At 63.2% G+C, this 14159-nt stretch carries 12 protein-coding genes; 9 read left to right on the top strand and 3 right to left on the bottom strand.

Translation table 11 applies throughout. The features are described from left to right. The first annotated feature begins 111 nt into the window (after positions 1 to 111). The 5 genes from ACN0X6_RS06135 (at position 112) to ACN0X6_RS06115 (ending at position 7143) form a co-directional block, all read left to right on the top strand. Positions 112 to 1353 carry a D-amino acid dehydrogenase gene (locus ACN0X6_RS06135; protein WP_417702748.1) on the top strand — a complete coding sequence of 414 codons (1242 nt, stop codon included), beginning with the start codon at positions 112 to 114 and terminating at the stop codon, positions 1351 to 1353. Positions 1354 to 1387: 34 nt separating this feature from the next. Further along, on the top strand, positions 1388 to 1747 hold the full coding sequence (locus tag ACN0X6_RS06130) for a RidA family protein (protein WP_417702747.1): 360 nt from the start codon (positions 1388 to 1390) through the stop codon (positions 1745 to 1747). Between the two features lie 80 nt (positions 1748 to 1827). Then, positions 1828 to 2799: a TAXI family TRAP transporter solute-binding subunit gene (locus tag ACN0X6_RS06125; protein ID WP_417702746.1), complete on the top strand. Its 972-nt coding sequence runs from the start codon at positions 1828 to 1830 to the stop codon at positions 2797 to 2799. 162 nt (positions 2800 to 2961) lie between these two features. Continuing rightward, positions 2962 to 5520, top strand: a complete 2559-nt coding sequence (locus tag ACN0X6_RS06120; RefSeq protein WP_417702745.1) for a TRAP transporter permease — start codon at positions 2962 to 2964, stop codon at positions 5518 to 5520. Between the two features lie 114 nt (positions 5521 to 5634). Then, complete coding sequence (locus ACN0X6_RS06115; protein WP_417702744.1) at positions 5635 to 7143, top strand: NCS2 family permease; 1509 nt, start codon at positions 5635 to 5637, stop codon at positions 7141 to 7143. A gap of 1 nt (position 7144) precedes the next feature. Here ACN0X6_RS06115 and ACN0X6_RS06110 read toward each other — a convergent pair whose 3' ends face one another. Next, the gene (locus ACN0X6_RS06110; RefSeq protein WP_417702743.1) at positions 7145 to 8785 is read right to left on the bottom strand and encodes a Na/Pi cotransporter family protein; all 1641 of its coding nucleotides are present in this window, start codon (positions 8783 to 8785) and stop codon (positions 7145 to 7147) included. A gap of 88 nt (positions 8786 to 8873) precedes the next feature. Then, positions 8874 to 10004: a PilT/PilU family type 4a pilus ATPase gene (locus ACN0X6_RS06105; RefSeq protein WP_417702742.1), complete on the bottom strand. Its 1131-nt coding sequence runs from the start codon at positions 10002 to 10004 to the stop codon at positions 8874 to 8876. 189 nt (positions 10005 to 10193) lie between these two features. Here ACN0X6_RS06105 and ACN0X6_RS06100 point away from each other — a divergent pair, with 189 nt between their 5' ends. Further along, positions 10194 to 10934 (top strand): substrate-binding periplasmic protein, encoded by a 741-nt coding sequence (locus ACN0X6_RS06100; protein WP_417702741.1) that lies wholly within the window; start codon positions 10194 to 10196, stop codon positions 10932 to 10934. A gap of 8 nt (positions 10935 to 10942) precedes the next feature. Here the strand turns inward: ACN0X6_RS06100 and ACN0X6_RS06095 are convergent, their stop codons facing one another. Continuing rightward, complete coding sequence (locus ACN0X6_RS06095) at positions 10943 to 11809, bottom strand: AEC family transporter (RefSeq protein WP_238597260.1); 867 nt, start codon at positions 11807 to 11809, stop codon at positions 10943 to 10945. Between the two features lie 107 nt (positions 11810 to 11916). On the opposite strand from ACN0X6_RS06095, the gene ACN0X6_RS06090 reads away from it, so the two are divergent. The 3 genes from ACN0X6_RS06090 (at position 11917) to ACN0X6_RS06080 (ending at position 14149) form a co-directional block, all read left to right on the top strand. Further along, positions 11917 to 12321 (top strand): GFA family protein, encoded by a 405-nt coding sequence (locus ACN0X6_RS06090; protein WP_417702947.1) that lies wholly within the window; start codon positions 11917 to 11919, stop codon positions 12319 to 12321. A 188-nt stretch (positions 12322 to 12509) separates the two neighbouring features. Further along, entirely contained in the window at positions 12510 to 13781 is a 1272-nt protein-coding gene (locus tag ACN0X6_RS06085; protein ID WP_417702740.1) for a CHASE2 domain-containing protein, read from the top strand. Positions 13782 to 13783: 2 nt separating this feature from the next. Continuing rightward, a complete protein-coding gene (locus ACN0X6_RS06080) occupies positions 13784 to 14149 on the top strand; it encodes a hypothetical protein (RefSeq protein ID WP_417702739.1) in 366 nt (121 codons plus the stop codon). Positions 14150 to 14159: the final 10 nt, after the last annotated feature.

Below are 14159 nucleotides of genomic sequence, written 5' to 3'. Positions count from 1 at the left end.
GCGAGACCTGCCGGAGCATAACCTGGGGTTATGGGCTGCCACTATCTTTTCATTGGTCGGTCGCTCCACGCATCCCTACCCTCAGTCACATTCAGAGGTGGGAGATGGATGATGCGGGTCGCGGTTATCGGTGGGGGCGTGATAGGCCTGACCACCTCCTATGCCCTGGTTCGCCAGGGTTATCGGGTCGATTTGATCGAGCAGCGTGATGAAGTGGCGCTGGAGACCAGCTTCGCCAATGGCGGCCAGCTCAGTTATCGCTACGTTTCGCCGTTGGCCGATGCCGGCGTGCCGCTGCAGGCGCTGTCCTGGATGCTGCAGGGCAATGCCCCGCTGCGGTTCCGCCCCAGCCTGAGCCCGCATCAGTGGCAATGGTGCCTGCGCTTCCTGCTGGCCTGCCGCCGCTCGGTGAACCAGCGCAATGGCCAGCACCTCCTGCGCCTGGCGTTGTACAGCCAGTCGGTATTGCAGGACTGGCGTGAGCATCAGTCGCTGGACGATTTTTCCTGGCGCGCCAATGGCAAGCTGGTGATCTACCGCAACGCGGCGAGCTGGAACAAGGCGCGCAGTGCAGTCGGGGAATCGGCACATCAACGCCTGCTCGACGCCGACCAGTGTCTTGCACTGGAGCCCGCGCTGGAAGGATTGGCCGGACGATTCCGGGGTGGAATCTTCGCTGCTGGCGACGAGGTTGGCGATTGTCATCAGTTTTGCCGGCAGTTGCTGCGCAAACTGCGCGGCAACCCCTCGTTCCGCCTGCATGCCGGACAGCGGGTCACCGCAATACCCCTGGAGCGCGGCAGGGTGAGGGCTGTGTCTCTGCAAGACGAGGAGCTGGCGGTCGACCATGTGGTGGTCGCTGCAGGTGTCGGCAGTGTGGCATTGCTCCGCCCGCTGGGGTTGCGACTGCCGATTTACCCGCTCAAGGGCTACAGCCTCACCTTGCCGTTGGCCGACCGCGCTGCGGGGCCCGAGACCAACGTCACCGATTACGACAACAAGGTGGTCTACGCCCGCCTTGGCGAGCGCTTGCGGGTTGCCGCCATGGTCGATATCGGCAGTTGGGATGCCACGCCAGACCCGGATCGGCTTGCAGCATTGCGGCAGCTTGCCCAGGCCAGCTTTCCTCGGGCGGGCGATTACGCTGCTGCCGAAACCTGGGCAGGAATGCGCCCCGCGACGCCGGAGGGAACGCCGCTGTTGGGGGCCAGTGGTATCGACAATCTCTGGCTGAACGTGGGCCATGGCAGCCTGGGCTTCACCCTGGCCTGTGGCAGCGCTGAGGTACTGACTCAACTGATAGGCCAGCAACAACCGGCGATCGCTCTCGATGGCATGCAGTTGGCGTCCTGAGAGCCCCGAACACTCATAACAGCAGGAGTTTGCCATGTCCGTGCAACGTATTCAGACCAACGACCGCCTGTCCGGCGCGACGATTTTCTCCGACCTGATCTTTCTTTCCGGCCAGGTCCCGACCGACCGCACCCAGGATGTCTCGGGCCAGACGGCCCAGGTGCTGGACAAGATCGACGCCCTGCTGGCCGAGGCCGGGTCGGATCGTGCTCATCTGCTCAGCGCGCAGATCTGGCTGAAAGACATCGAAAAGGATTTTGCCGCCATGAACGATGCCTGGAGCCGCTGGCTGCCGGTCGGCTGCGCGCCGGCACGTGCGACGGTCGAGGCGCGTCTGGCCAGCGCCGATATACGGGTCGAGATCATGGTGACAGCGGTGCGCAAGGCTGCGTAACTGCCGCATTGGCTCCATCGATGGTGCCGGCGGTGACGGCCCATCTACCGTTCGAAAAACAAAAATACGAGGACGTTGATATGCAGCAAAATCGAATCATGGGTCTGGTGGCGTGCGTGCTGGGTAGCAGCCTGTTGGCCAGCCCTCTTGTCGCCGAAGAGCGCTACGTGACCATCGGTACGGGCGGGCAGACCGGGGTCTATTACACCGCAGGTCAGTCGATCTGCCGTTTCCTCAACCGCAGTGGTGCCGAGCATGGCATCAAGTGCAACGCACCTTCCTCGGCGGGCAGCGTCAGCAACATCGCTTCGATCAAGGGCGGTGACTATGACTTCGGCTTCATTCAGTCCGATCACCAGAACAAGGCGCTGACGGGACAGGCGCCTTTCGACAGGGACGGTGCTGTCGAGGACCTGCGCGTGGTCTTCTCGCTGCAGAGCGAGATCCTCACCGTGGTCGCTCGTGCCGACAGTGGCATCCAGCGCTTCGCGGACCTCAAGGGCAAGCGGGTGAACATCGGGGTGCCAGGTTCGGGCAGTCGCGATACCTTCGATGAGGTGATGCAGGCCAATGGCTGGAGCAAGTCCGACTTCGCGCTCGCGGCCGAGCTGAAACCGGCAGAGATGGCCGCTGCGCTGGGGGACAACAATCTGGATGCCATCACCTATGTGGTCGGCCATCCCAGTGGTGCCATCCAGGAAGCGCTGACCACGGTCAATGCGCGCCTGATCCCGGTCAGCGGTCCGGGTGTCGACAAACTCCTGGCCGAGGCCAGTTATTTCACCCGGGCAGATATTCCAGCAGGCCTCTACCCCGGGGTCACCGAGCCTATTGCGTCGATTGGCGGCAAGGCCGTACTCGCCACCTCGGCAAAGGTCGATCCCGAGGTCGTCTATCAACTGGTCAAGTCGGTATTCGATAACCTGGAACGCTTCAAGCGTTTGCATCCGGCGTTTGCCGATCTGCGCGCCGAGGACATGATCAGTGCGGGACTGACGGCACCGATGCACGAAGGAGCGCTGCGTTTCTACAAGGAAAAAGGCTGGCTCTAGGTCGGGTGGAGATAACCTGGCTGAGCGCTAAAACGGGCGCAGTTGAGTTTGTATAGGTAAACTGCGTGCCTAGAGACCCGCTAACAGGGTCAGGAAACCGGGCCCCTCCGTCAGTGAGGGGCTCGCCGTTTTATCAGAATGACAACGTAGGTGTTCCCCCCTATGGCCGAAAAACAACTCTCCACCGAGGAACTGATCGCCCAGGATGTCGGCGCGCGTATGCCCGTCGGCCTGATGGCTCAGGTGATCACCGGCCTTGCCTTGCTCTGGTCGCTGTTCCAGCTGTGGATCGCCTCGCCTTTGCCGTTCATCTTCGGCTTTGGTGTCCTCAACGATACCCAGACCCGCGCCATTCACCTGGCTTTTGCCCTGCTGCTGGCATTTCTCGCCTATCCGGCGTTCAAGCGCTCGCCGCGTGATCGTGTGCCGTTGATGGATATCGCCCTGGGCCTGGTCGCCGCTGCCAGTGCCGCCTATCTGTTCATCTTCTACCAGCAGCTGGCCCTGCGCCCTGGCAGCCTGACCACGGGTGACCTGGTTACCGCCTGCATCGGTATTCCTCTGCTGCTGGAAGCGACGCGCCGTGCGCTTGGCCCACCCCTGGCGATCATCGCTCTGGTCTTCCTCGTCTACAGCCTGGCCGGTCCCTACATGCCGGGCCTGCTCGCGCACCGTGGGGTCAGCTTCACTGCGTTGGCCAACCACCAGTGGATTACCACCGAAGGCGTGTTCGGTATCGCTCTCGGCGTATCCACCAGCTTCGTGTTCCTCTTCGTGCTGTTCGGCGCGCTGCTCGAGCGGGCCGGTGCCGGACATTACTTCATCCAGCTGGCATTCAGCCTGCTCGGCCACTTCCGTGGCGGCCCGGCCAAGGCGGCGGTGCTGGCGTCCGGCCTGACCGGGATGATCTCCGGCTCGTCGATCGCCAACGTGGTGACCACCGGCACCTTCACCATTCCGATGATGAAGCGCACCGGGTTCTCGTCGGAGAAGGCCGGTGCGGTCGAGGTGGCTTCGTCGGTCAACGGCCAGATCATGCCGCCGGTGATGGGCGCAGCAGCCTTCCTGATGGTCGAGTACATCGGCATGCCCTATGTCGAGATCATCAAGCACGCCTTCTTGCCAGCCGCGATTTCCTATATCGCGCTGCTTTACATCGTTCACCTGGAGGCGCTCAAGCTCGGCCTGCAGCCCATCGGCGGGCATCAGCCCAAGCCCTGGCTGCGTCGCCTGACCGGTTTTGCCTTCGGTGCAGCGCTGATCAGCGGCCTGTCGCTGGCGGTCTACTACGGCCTCGGTTGGCTCAAGCCGGCGCTCGGCGAGTATGCCCTGCCGGTGATCGGTGTCCTGCTCGCGGTGGTCTATCTGGCGTTGTTGAAGGTCGCTGCCAGCGTGCCGGTGCTGCCTGCCGAAGACCCCAATGCGCCGCTGGAAGAGCTGCCGCAGACCCGCGCCGTGTTGCTGTCCGGTCTGCACTTCCTGCTGCCGGTGGTGGTGCTGGTCTGGTGCCTGATGATCGAGCGCCTGTCTCCCGGCCTGTCGGCCTTCTGGGGCAGCGTGATGCTGATCATCATCCTGCTCACCCAGCGCCCGCTGCTGAGCTGGATGCGCCGCGATGGCAGTCATGACCATGGCACCTTCATCGATGGCGTGGTCGATCTGCGCGAAGGCCTGATCGCCGGTGCACGCAACATGATCGGTATCGGTATCGCCACGGCGGCGGCCGGCATCATCGTCGGTGCGGTGTCGCAGACCGGCGTGGGCCTGGTGCTGGCCGACCTGGTCGAATTGTTGTCGATGGGCAACCTGCTGCTGATGTTGCTGCTGGTGGCGGTGTTCAGCCTGATTCTTGGCATGGGCCTGCCGACCACCGCCAACTACATCGTGGTGTCCAGCCTGCTGGCGCCGGTGGTAGTGGCGCTGGGGCAGCAGAATGGTCTGATCGTGCCGCTGATCGCGGTGCACCTGTTCGTCTTCTACTTCGGCATCATGGCCGACGTGACGCCACCAGTGGGCCTGGCCTCGTTCGCGGCGGCGGCGGTGTCCAAGGGCGACCCGATCAAGACCGGCTTGGTGGCGTTCTTCTACAGTCTGCGTACCGCCGCGCTGCCGTTCCTGTTCATCTTCAACACCGACCTGCTGCTGATCGACGTCGACTTCTGGCATGGCGTGATCATCTTCATCGTGGCAACGGTGGCGATGCTGATATTCGCCGCCGGTACTCAGGGGTTCTTCCTGGTGCGCAGCCGCTTGTATGAAAGCGCATTGCTGCTGCTGGTGGCCTTCACCCTGTTCCGCCCCGGTTTCTGGATGGACATGCTGCACGATCCCTATCGGGACGTGCCGCCTGCGGAACTGGCTCAGGCACTCGATGGGGTGGAGGACGGCAGCTCGCTGCGCCTGCGTATTCTCGGGGAAGACGCCGTGGGTGATCCACGTGAGTTCACCGTGCTGCTGCCGGTGCCCGATGGCGCCTCGGGTCAGGAGCGTCTGCAGAAACTCGGCCTGAACCTCTATGAGGAGGGCGACAAGGTGCTGGTGGACAGCGTCACCTTCGGCAGCATGGCCGCCGATGCCGGCCTCGAATTCGACCAGCAGATCCTCAACGTGCGGGCACCGACCGACCGCTGGATGAAGGAGCTGATGTGGATTCCCGGCTTCCTGCTGTTCGCGCTGGTGGTGCTGCTGCAGCGCCGCCGCAAGGTGGCGCAGGCGACGTAGAACGCGGCTATACCTCCAACAAGGCAGCTTCGGCTGCCTTGTTCGTTTATGCCCTGGCGGCGGGTTGCTAGACTCGCCGGCCTGACCATCCAGACAACAAGGACTCAGCCCGTCATGTCGACGCCGCGCGTGCATTACCCTTGGTACAAGAAGGAAGACACCGACGCCTTTTTTGCCCTGTTCCAGAACAACATCGCCAACTTCGTGATCATCGCCATCAGCATGCTGGGCATGGGCTTTCCCGCCGAGATCGTGTTCGGCCAGGTGTTGCCGGGGGCTGCGGTAGCGGTGATGGCCGGCAACTTCTACTACGCCTGGAGCGCCGCGCGCCTGGCGCGCAAGGAGAACCGCACCGATGTCACCGCGCTCTCCTACGGCATCAGCACGCCGGTGATGTTCGTCTTCCTGTTCGGCGTGCTGCTGCCGGCGAAGAACCTCACCGGTGACGCCGAGCTGGCCTGGAAGGTGGCGGTGGCTGCCTGCTTCATCAGTGGTCTGATCGAGGCTGCCATCAGCCTGATCGGCAACTGGGTGCAGCGCCACCTGCCGCGTGCGGCCATGCTCGGCGCGGTGGCTGGGGTGGCACTGACCTTCATCGCCGGTGAGATGCTGTTCAAGACCCTGGAAATCCCGGTGATCGGTCTGCTGGTACTGGCCATCACCATCGTCGGCCTGGTGGCGCGGGTGAGCATGCCGTTTCGCCTGCCGGCCTCATTGTTCGCCATCGTCATCGGTACGGCGCTGGCCTACCTGATCGGCGCGGCTGACAGCGGCAAGTTCAGCGAGGCCTTCACTCACCTGGGTTTCTATCCGCTATTGCCCAACCTGGCCTGGTACGAAGGCCTGGGCCTGTTGTTCACCACGATGCTGGCGCTGATGACGGTGATCCTGCCGATCACCCTGTACAACGCCATCGAGACCATGAACAACGTCGAGGCCATGAGCGCCGCCGGTGACAGCTACAGCGTGCGCGAATGCCAGGCGGTGGACGGTCTGGGCACCTCGCTCGGGGCGCTGTTCGGCGGTGTATTCCCGACCACCGTGTACATCGCCACCGTGGGCTCGAAGTGGATGGGTGCCGGGCGCGGTTACAGCCTGCTCAACGGCGCGGTGTACGGCCTGGCGACCATGTTCGGCCTGATCGCCTTCATCGCTGCACTGATTCCTGTGGCGGTGGTGGCACCGATTCTGGTGTTCGTCGGCATGTCGATGATCGCCACGGCGTTCAACAGCAACCACGCCCGACATTACCCAGCGGTCGCGCTGGCGATGCTGCCGTACTTCGCCAACTACCTGATGACCCGTTTCAATCGGGGCGCGCCCGAGGTGGTCGAGGGCATTTCCAGTGCCATCGGCGCGCTGGGGCAGGGCGCGATGTTCAGTGCCATTCTGCTCGGCGCCATGTGCGTGGCGGTGATCGACCGTCAGTTCCGCCAGGCCACTGTCTTCGCTCTGGTGGCGGCCGGCATGGCCTTCGTCGGCCTGATGCATGCACCGAAGCTGGCCTGGTACGCCGCGCCGGACTTCGTCCACGGCTATCTGCTGATGGCGCTGTTCTTCGCCTGGTATGCCTGGCGCGGCGTGGAGCCGGCTGCGCCCGAGCGAGTGACCAGCGCCGACTGAGTCACTCGCCACCTTCGAGCCTGAGAGCGCCGGTTTCCTGGCCCTCCAGCACCACATAGGCGCTGGCGCAGAACAGCGAGTTGAGGCGCTTCATGTCGGCGATCAGCTCCAGGTGCAGGGAGCTGGTCTCGATGCTCTGCACCACCTGGCGCTGCAGCCGGCCGATATGGGCGTGGGCCAGGCGTCGCTCCTGCGCGCGGAAGCGGCGTTTCTCGCGTAGCAGCTGGCTGGCGCTGGCATGGTCGGCACTGAGAAAGACATTCAGGCCCAGGCGCAGGTTGGCCATCAGCTGGGTGTGCAGGTGAGTCAGCTCCTCCAGGCCCTTTTCGGAAAACGCCCTGCGTTGTGCGGTTTTCTCGCTCTGGATCTTGCCGAGCATGCGCTCGATCAGGTCGCCGGCCTGCTCAAGGTTCACCGCCAGTTCGAGAGTTTCCGCCCAGCGCCGCCTTTCATGCTCACTCATCGCTTCGCGTGGGATCTGCGCGAGGTACAGCTTGACTGCCCGGCACAGGCTGGCGACATCGTCATTGAGGCTGCGCAACTCCTTGTTCAATGCGGGTTGGTTCTGTTCCAGCACTGGCTGCAGATGGTCGAGCATGGCTTCGATCTTGTCGCCCACGCGCAGGGTTTCACGCACGGCGTTGGCCAGCGCCAGGCTGGGCGTGGTCAGGGCCGTCGGATCGAGGTGGCGTGGTCGGGCGATGCCGCTGTCGTCGGCACGGTCCGGCAGCAGCCAGTTGCAGAAGCGCGCCATCAGCCCGACGCTGGGCAACATCAGCACGGCGCGCAGGCTGTTGTAGAGCAGGTGGAAAAAGATCACCAGTTCCGCCGCGCGCCAATTCAGGCTGTCCAGCCAGTCGGCCAATGGCTGCAGCACCGGCAGTACCAGCACCAGCCCGATCAGTTTGTAGATCAGGCTGCCCAGCGCTACGCGCCGCCCGGCAGGGTTCTGCAGGCTGCTGGTGAGAAAGGCCAGCAGGCCGCTGCCGATGTTGGCGCCGATCACCAGGCCGATGGCCACCGGCAGGCTGATCAGCCCGGCACCGGCCAGGGTTGCGGTGAGCAGCACGGCGGCCAGGCTGGAGTAGGTGAGCAGGGCGAACAACGCACCGACCAGCGCGTCGAGCAGCAGGTCGCCGGTCAGTGACGCGAACAGCACGCGAATCCCGCGTGCTTCTGTGATGGGCGTGGCGGCGGCGACGATCAGCTCCAGCGCCAGCAGCATCAGGCCCAGACCGATGGCGACGCGGCCGAGCTGGCCAGCGCGGGTCTGCCGACGCGAGAGGAAGAAGAGTACCCCGAGAAAGATCAGCAGCGGGCTGAGCCAACTGAGGTCGAGCGTCAGTACGCGGGCCATGAGCGCCGTGCCGACGTCAGCACCGAGCATGATCGCCAGGCCTGGCGCCAGCGCCATCAGGCCCTGGGCGACGAAGGAGGTGACCAGCAAGGCCGTGGCGTTGCTGCTCTGCACCAGCGCCGTGACGCCGATGCCGGCGACGAACGCCAGCGGCCGGCGGCCGATGTTGTGGCTGAGTACCTTGCGCAACTGCGAGCCGAATACGCGCAGGATGCCGGTACGTACGATGTGTGTGCCCCAGACCAACAGAGCAATGGCTGACAGCAAATGCAGCAGGGTCAGCATGAATCGGCCCCCCTGAAAGACGGCCGATGAAGAATTATGGTTTCGGCCTGTATAGATGAGCATCGGCCGAAATCGCCCATAAAGCCAGTCAACCGTCGCGCAGCACCTTGAGTTCGGCGTCGTCTGCAGAGAACCCGCGTTCGAGCTTGAACTTGAGGCTGAGGTCGGTACGCGAGTCGGCGAACTTGAGCGCTTCGGCCAGATTGATGCGGCCGGCTTCGAGCAGGGCGAATAGGTGCTGGTCGAAGGTCTGCAGACCTTGTTCAGCCGCCCTCGCCGTGGCTTCGCGCAACGCCTCCAGTTCATCGCGCTGGATCAGGTCGCGGATATAGGGCGTGCCCAGCATCAGCTCCACCGCGACCACGCGTTTTTGCGCGATGCCCGGTACCAGGCGCTGGCCGATCACCGCGAGCAGGTTGTGCGCCACGTCGGCCAGCACCTGCTTGCGGGCTTCGTCGGGGAAGAAACGGGCGATACGCTCGATGGCGTGGCTGCTGCTGGTGGCATGCAGCGTGGCCACGCACAGGTGGCCGGTCTCGGCGTAATGCAGCGCGTGCTGCATGGTGTCGGCGTCGCGGATCTCGCCGAGCATGATCACGTCCGGCGCCTCGCGCAGCACGTTGCGCAGGGCATCGTCGAAGCTGTGGGTATCGAGGCCCACTTCACGTTGGTCGATGATCGAGCGCTGGTGGCTGTGGAGAAATTCGATGGGGTCTTCGATGCAGACGATATGTCCGCTCTTGTGGCGATTACGGAAATCCAGCATCGCCGCCAGGGTGGTGGATTTGCCTGAGCCGGCCGCGCCGGTGACCAGGATCAGCCCGCGATCCTGCATGGCCAGCTTCTCCAGCATTTTCGGCAGGCCGAGCGCTTCGAAGCTGGGAATCTGGCTCTTGATCAGGCGCACCACCATGGCCACTTCGCCGCGCTGGTAGTAGAGGTTGACCCGATAACGTCCAGCGCCCTGCAGGCTGACGGCCAGGTTCATCTCCAGGTCGCGTTCGAACTCGGCAATCTGTTTCTGCGTCATCAACTGATAGGCCAGTTGCTGCACTTCGCCGGCCTTCATGATGCGCTGACCCACCGGCTGACTGTGGCCCTCGACCTTCATGTGCGGTGGTGCGCCGACGCTGAAGAACAGGTCCGAGCCGCCTTGCTGGTGGATCAGTTGCAGGTAGGGGAAAACGTCAGGCTGATCGTTGGCGTTGGTGTCATTCATCGATATGCCGCATCTCGTTCGCTTTGTGGCAAGAATAGACGGCGTGTTGCCCTGTCTGTTGCTTCGTATCAAGAGAACAGGACGAATTGTCGCCCTATGGCCTGGTTGCACTGGACAGCCGTGCTTGTGAGAGCAAGAGTCAATGATCAGGGGGCAGGAAGGCGATTGCACGCCAGTGACTGGAGATCGATGGTGGGATTATGGGGGGCGGCTCTGCTGAGTCTGCTGTTGTGCGCATCGGCGCGAGCCGAGGTGTTGCACCTGGCTACGGGCGATGATTATGCGCCGTTCACTGGCAAGGCATTGCCTGGGCAGGGCATGCTCACCCAGGTGGTGCGTGCGGCGTTGGCCGAGCAGGGTTCGGCAATCACGCTCGACTGGCTGCCCTGGAACCGCGGCTATCTGAAGGCTAGGCGCGGTGAATACGACGCCACCTTTCCCTACGTCCGTTCTGCCGAGCGCGAGGCGGAGTTTCTCTACTCGGCGCCCATTTATGTGGCCGAGCAGTACATCTTCAGCCGGGCCGGAGATCACATCGAACTCGATGATCTGTCCGCCATGATCGGCCGGCGACTCTGCTATCCGCTGGGCTGGCAGCCGCCGGCGGCGATCCAGCAACTGCTCGAGCAGGGCGTGCTACGCCGTCACTCCCCGCTGGGGCTGCAGGAATGTGCGCGGCTGTTGCTATTGCAACGCGATGATCTGTTTATCGCTGATCGCAATCTGGGCGATAGCGCGCTGCGATCTACCGGCGCCGAACTGAGCAAGTTTCATCGTTCGCAGACGGCGTTTCAGAGCAATACGCTGCACTTCATCGTCTCCCGACAGCATCCGCGCGCTGCAGAGTTGATCGAGCGCTTCAACCGTGGCCTCGAAGCACTCAAGGCGCGCGGCGAATATCAGCGGCTGATCGAGAGCTACGTGGAGTAGCGGGCCAGTCAGGCCAGCAACATCATGATCGCCACCAGGCTGCCCGCTGCCAGTAGCGTTTGCAGGGTGATGATGCCGGCCATCAGTTGGCTGTCGCCGCCGAGTTGGCGGGTCAGCACATAGGCGGTAGGCGCGGTCGGCAGGGCGAAGAACAGGACCAACACTGCGCTCTCCATTGCTGGCAGTGCCAGCGCCCAGGCTACGCCCCAGGCCAGCAGCGGCATCGCCAACAGGCGCAGCGCGCTGTTCCAGCCCAATGCGGGAATTTCCCCGCCCAGCTGTTCGGGCTTGAGCGCCGCGCCAACGCAGAGCAGGCCCAGCGGCAGGCTGGCTGCAGCGAGCAGGCTGAGCAGGCGATCCGTGCCGCCTGGCAGGCCGATGCCCGTGAGGTTGAACAGCGCGCCGCCGACGCAGGCGAGGATCAGCGGATTCTTGATGATCGGCAGCAGCAGGCTGCGTGCGCTGACGCCGCGCTCGGCCGTCAGCGACCACACCGACAGCACGTTCACCGTCGGCACCATCAAGGCCAGCATCAGCGCGGCGAGGGTCAGGCCTTCCTGGCCAAACAGGCTGCCGACCGCAGCCAGGCCCAGATAGGTGTTGAAGCGCAGGATGCCCTGGGTGAAGGCGCCAAAACGCCCGGCGGGCCAGCCACGCAGGCGGCGTACCAGCAGCAGTGCCAGCCAGGCGATACCCAGGCCGAGCAGCACCGCCAGCGCCAGGCGCGGCAAGGCCGGGTTGTTCAGTGGCGCACGGGCCAGGCTGGAGAACAGCAGCGCAGGGAACAGAATGAAGTAATTGAGGCGCTCGGCACCCGGCCAGAAAGCTTCGCTGGGGAACTCGCGCAGGCGCAGCCAGTAGCCGGCGACTATCATGGCGAACAGCGGCCACAAGGCTAGCAACAGGTCTATCACGGCAACCCCCGATGATGGTGAGCGCCTATCTTGGTCAGCGGCGCGGAGCAATGCAAGGCGGAGACAAGATGACGATCGAACATCAGGGCGGCTGCCAGTGCGGCGCACTGCGCTATCGGATCGATGCACCGCTGACGGACATCGCTCATTGTCATTGCTCGATATGCCGGCGCAGCAGCGGCGGCATTCTCACCACCTGGGTCACGGTGCCGCGCCAGGCATTCAACTGGCTGCGCGGCACGCCGAAGGCCTTCGCCTCATCGGCCAGCTGCATGCGCTACTTCTGCGCTGACTGCGGCGCGCATCTGACGCTGTTCACTTCGCTCAGCCCGGATACGCTGGATGTGACCGTCGCCACGCTGGACGAACCGGAGCAGGCCCCGGCGGATCGACATATCTGGGTAGGCAGTCGGCTGCCTTGGTTGCATTTGGACGAGCAATTGCCACGAGAAGACAAAGAGGACATTCCGTGAGCAGGTAGCTTTCGGGTCGAGTGCCACTATTTTGATGTCAAATTCTTGTTTGCTTTGCTTGTGAGCTGTGTCACATTTCTGCGCCAAGCTATATCAAGGATGTTCTTGTGCTTTCAGGGATGCGCCTCAGGCAAATTTTTCTTGCTCCATTGCTCAACAAACCTGGCGCTGTTCTGGGTTTGCTGTTGATGCTCTTCGTCGCGTTCTTCAATCCGTTCGGTCTGCGCGATGCCTCCGACCGTCATAGCGAAACCTTGCTGCTGCGCATGCTGGCGCCTTTCTACCCTGAGCCTGGGCAGGAAGACGTGGTAGTGGTGCTGATCGATGACCAGGCGTTGACGGACTTGGGTGCTAGCTGGCCCTTGCGTTATGGCGAGCAGGCGCGCCTGTTGCGGCAGTTGCTCAGCTATCAGCCCAGGTCACTATTCGTTGACCTGCTATACACCCAGCGACGCTACGACGGCGGTCCCACCGAGAGTCTGCAACGGGTCTTGAGAAGCTTTCGCGAGCAGGGCGTGCCGCTGATTCTTGCCGATTACCACGATGAGCAGGGCCGCTCTCTGGTATTGCCCGAATTCGCCGCCATGGCGAACACCGCTCCGACCCACTGGAGCGGCTATGGCGAGCGCTATCCGCTACTTTTGCCAAGCCCGCAGGGGACACTGCGCACGCCTGCGTTGCAGTTGTACCAGGCGGCTTGCCTGGAGTGGGACTGCCCCCAGGAAGGCTTCGATGCACCGCTGTTGGTGCGCTGGGGTTACTGGAGCGACGCGGGTATGCAGGACCTCGTCGACCTGACCGGTTGTGATGTGCGTGGGCAGCGGGGGGATTGGGGGCAGGTGTTCAGTATGCTGGCCGCCGATGCATTCCGTTCGCAGCGTATCGCCAGTGAGGTTGAGCGACCACAGCCTTGTCCCTACACCCGCACCCTGTATGCCAATCAGTTGCGTGACCCGAGTGTCGCCGAAGTCTTGCGTGGCAAGCATGTGCTGTTGGGGGCGCATATCCGCGGCATCCCGGATTTTGTCAGCAGCCCGGTGCAGGGTCTGTTGCCGGGCGTATACGTGCATGCGATGGCTCTGGACAACCTGCTGACGCAGGGACACAGCTACTGGCGAGCGGCGCCAGATGGTTGGCTTGGTATCAGTTTGAGCGACTGGCTGGAGATCGCCTTGCTGCTGCTGGCGGGCTTGGTGGCGCTCTGGATTCCGTCACAACCATCAGCCAAGCGTGGGCGCCTCTATCGTTGTGCGAGCCATTACCTGTTCTGGTTCGTTCTGCTCAGCAGTCTCGCATTGCTGATCAGTTTCTATCTCGCGCGCTGGCTGCATATCGCGCCATTCGACTGGCTGGGACTGCTGCTGATGATCGGCCTGTTCTACGCCTATCTGGGGGAGGCCAGGGTTGCCGAGTGGTGGCACCAGCGCAGGGGTCGCACGTCAACTGAAAGGGAGATCTAGCAATGTTCAAAGCCACAGTATTCGGGCTGTTGCTGTGTAGCGTGTCGGCATGGGCCCAGGAGCCGCTGAAAATTATTGGTTACCCGTTGGAAAAGGTCGCGCTGTATGACGAACAGGGCGAGTTTCTCGGCGATATGAGCCGTGACCAGCTCCCTGTTCCAGACGTGCAGGTGATCAGCTTCAGCGAAGCCAAGAATCTGCTGCTGATCGCCGTTGGCGAGCGTCAGGTCTGGCTTGATCCGCTGGATGTGAAGCTCAATCACGGTAAGACAGTTGCCTTCGATTGCCGCAAGGTCGCCGAGACCAGCCTTCTGGCAGACAGCAAGACCAATGCGGTGATGGGCTATTCGAAGGCCTGCGGCAAGTGAATCAGGGAGT

This window comes from Pseudomonas sp., assembly GCF_048269965.1.
In the GTDB taxonomy this organism is placed as follows: Bacteria; Pseudomonadota; Gammaproteobacteria; order Pseudomonadales; family Pseudomonadaceae; genus Aquipseudomonas.
Note: the sequence above shows the minus strand (reverse complement) of the source record. Positions and strands in the feature narration are given on the sequence as shown.

Excerpts from the sequence above, each read along its gene's own strand:
- ACN0X6_RS06105 (WP_417702742.1), bottom strand. The coding sequence starts at position 10,004 with ATGAATGACACCAACGCCAACGATCAGCCTGACGTTTTCCCCTACCTG.
- ACN0X6_RS06130 (WP_417702747.1), top strand. The coding sequence starts at position 1,388 with ATGTCCGTGCAACGTATTCAGACCAACGACCGCCTGTCCGGCGCGACG.
- ACN0X6_RS06085 (WP_417702740.1), top strand. The coding sequence starts at position 12,510 with ATGCTCTTCGTCGCGTTCTTCAATCCGTTCGGTCTGCGCGATGCCTCC.
- ACN0X6_RS06125 (WP_417702746.1), top strand. The coding sequence starts at position 1,828 with ATGCAGCAAAATCGAATCATGGGTCTGGTGGCGTGCGTGCTGGGTAGC.
- ACN0X6_RS06090 (WP_417702947.1), top strand. The coding sequence starts at position 11,917 with ATGACGATCGAACATCAGGGCGGCTGCCAGTGCGGCGCACTGCGCTAT.
- ACN0X6_RS06100 (WP_417702741.1), top strand. The coding sequence starts at position 10,194 with ATGGTGGGATTATGGGGGGCGGCTCTGCTGAGTCTGCTGTTGTGCGCA.
- ACN0X6_RS06095 (WP_238597260.1), bottom strand. The coding sequence starts at position 11,809 with ATGATAGTCGCCGGCTACTGGCTGCGCCTGCGCGAGTTCCCCAGCGAA.
- ACN0X6_RS06120 (WP_417702745.1), top strand. The coding sequence starts at position 2,962 with ATGGCCGAAAAACAACTCTCCACCGAGGAACTGATCGCCCAGGATGTC.
- ACN0X6_RS06110 (WP_417702743.1), bottom strand. The coding sequence starts at position 8,785 with ATGCTGACCCTGCTGCATTTGCTGTCAGCCATTGCTCTGTTGGTCTGG.
- ACN0X6_RS06115 (WP_417702744.1), top strand. The coding sequence starts at position 5,635 with ATGTCGACGCCGCGCGTGCATTACCCTTGGTACAAGAAGGAAGACACC.
- ACN0X6_RS06080 (WP_417702739.1), top strand. The coding sequence starts at position 13,784 with ATGTTCAAAGCCACAGTATTCGGGCTGTTGCTGTGTAGCGTGTCGGCA.
- ACN0X6_RS06135 (WP_417702748.1), top strand. The coding sequence starts at position 112 with ATGCGGGTCGCGGTTATCGGTGGGGGCGTGATAGGCCTGACCACCTCC.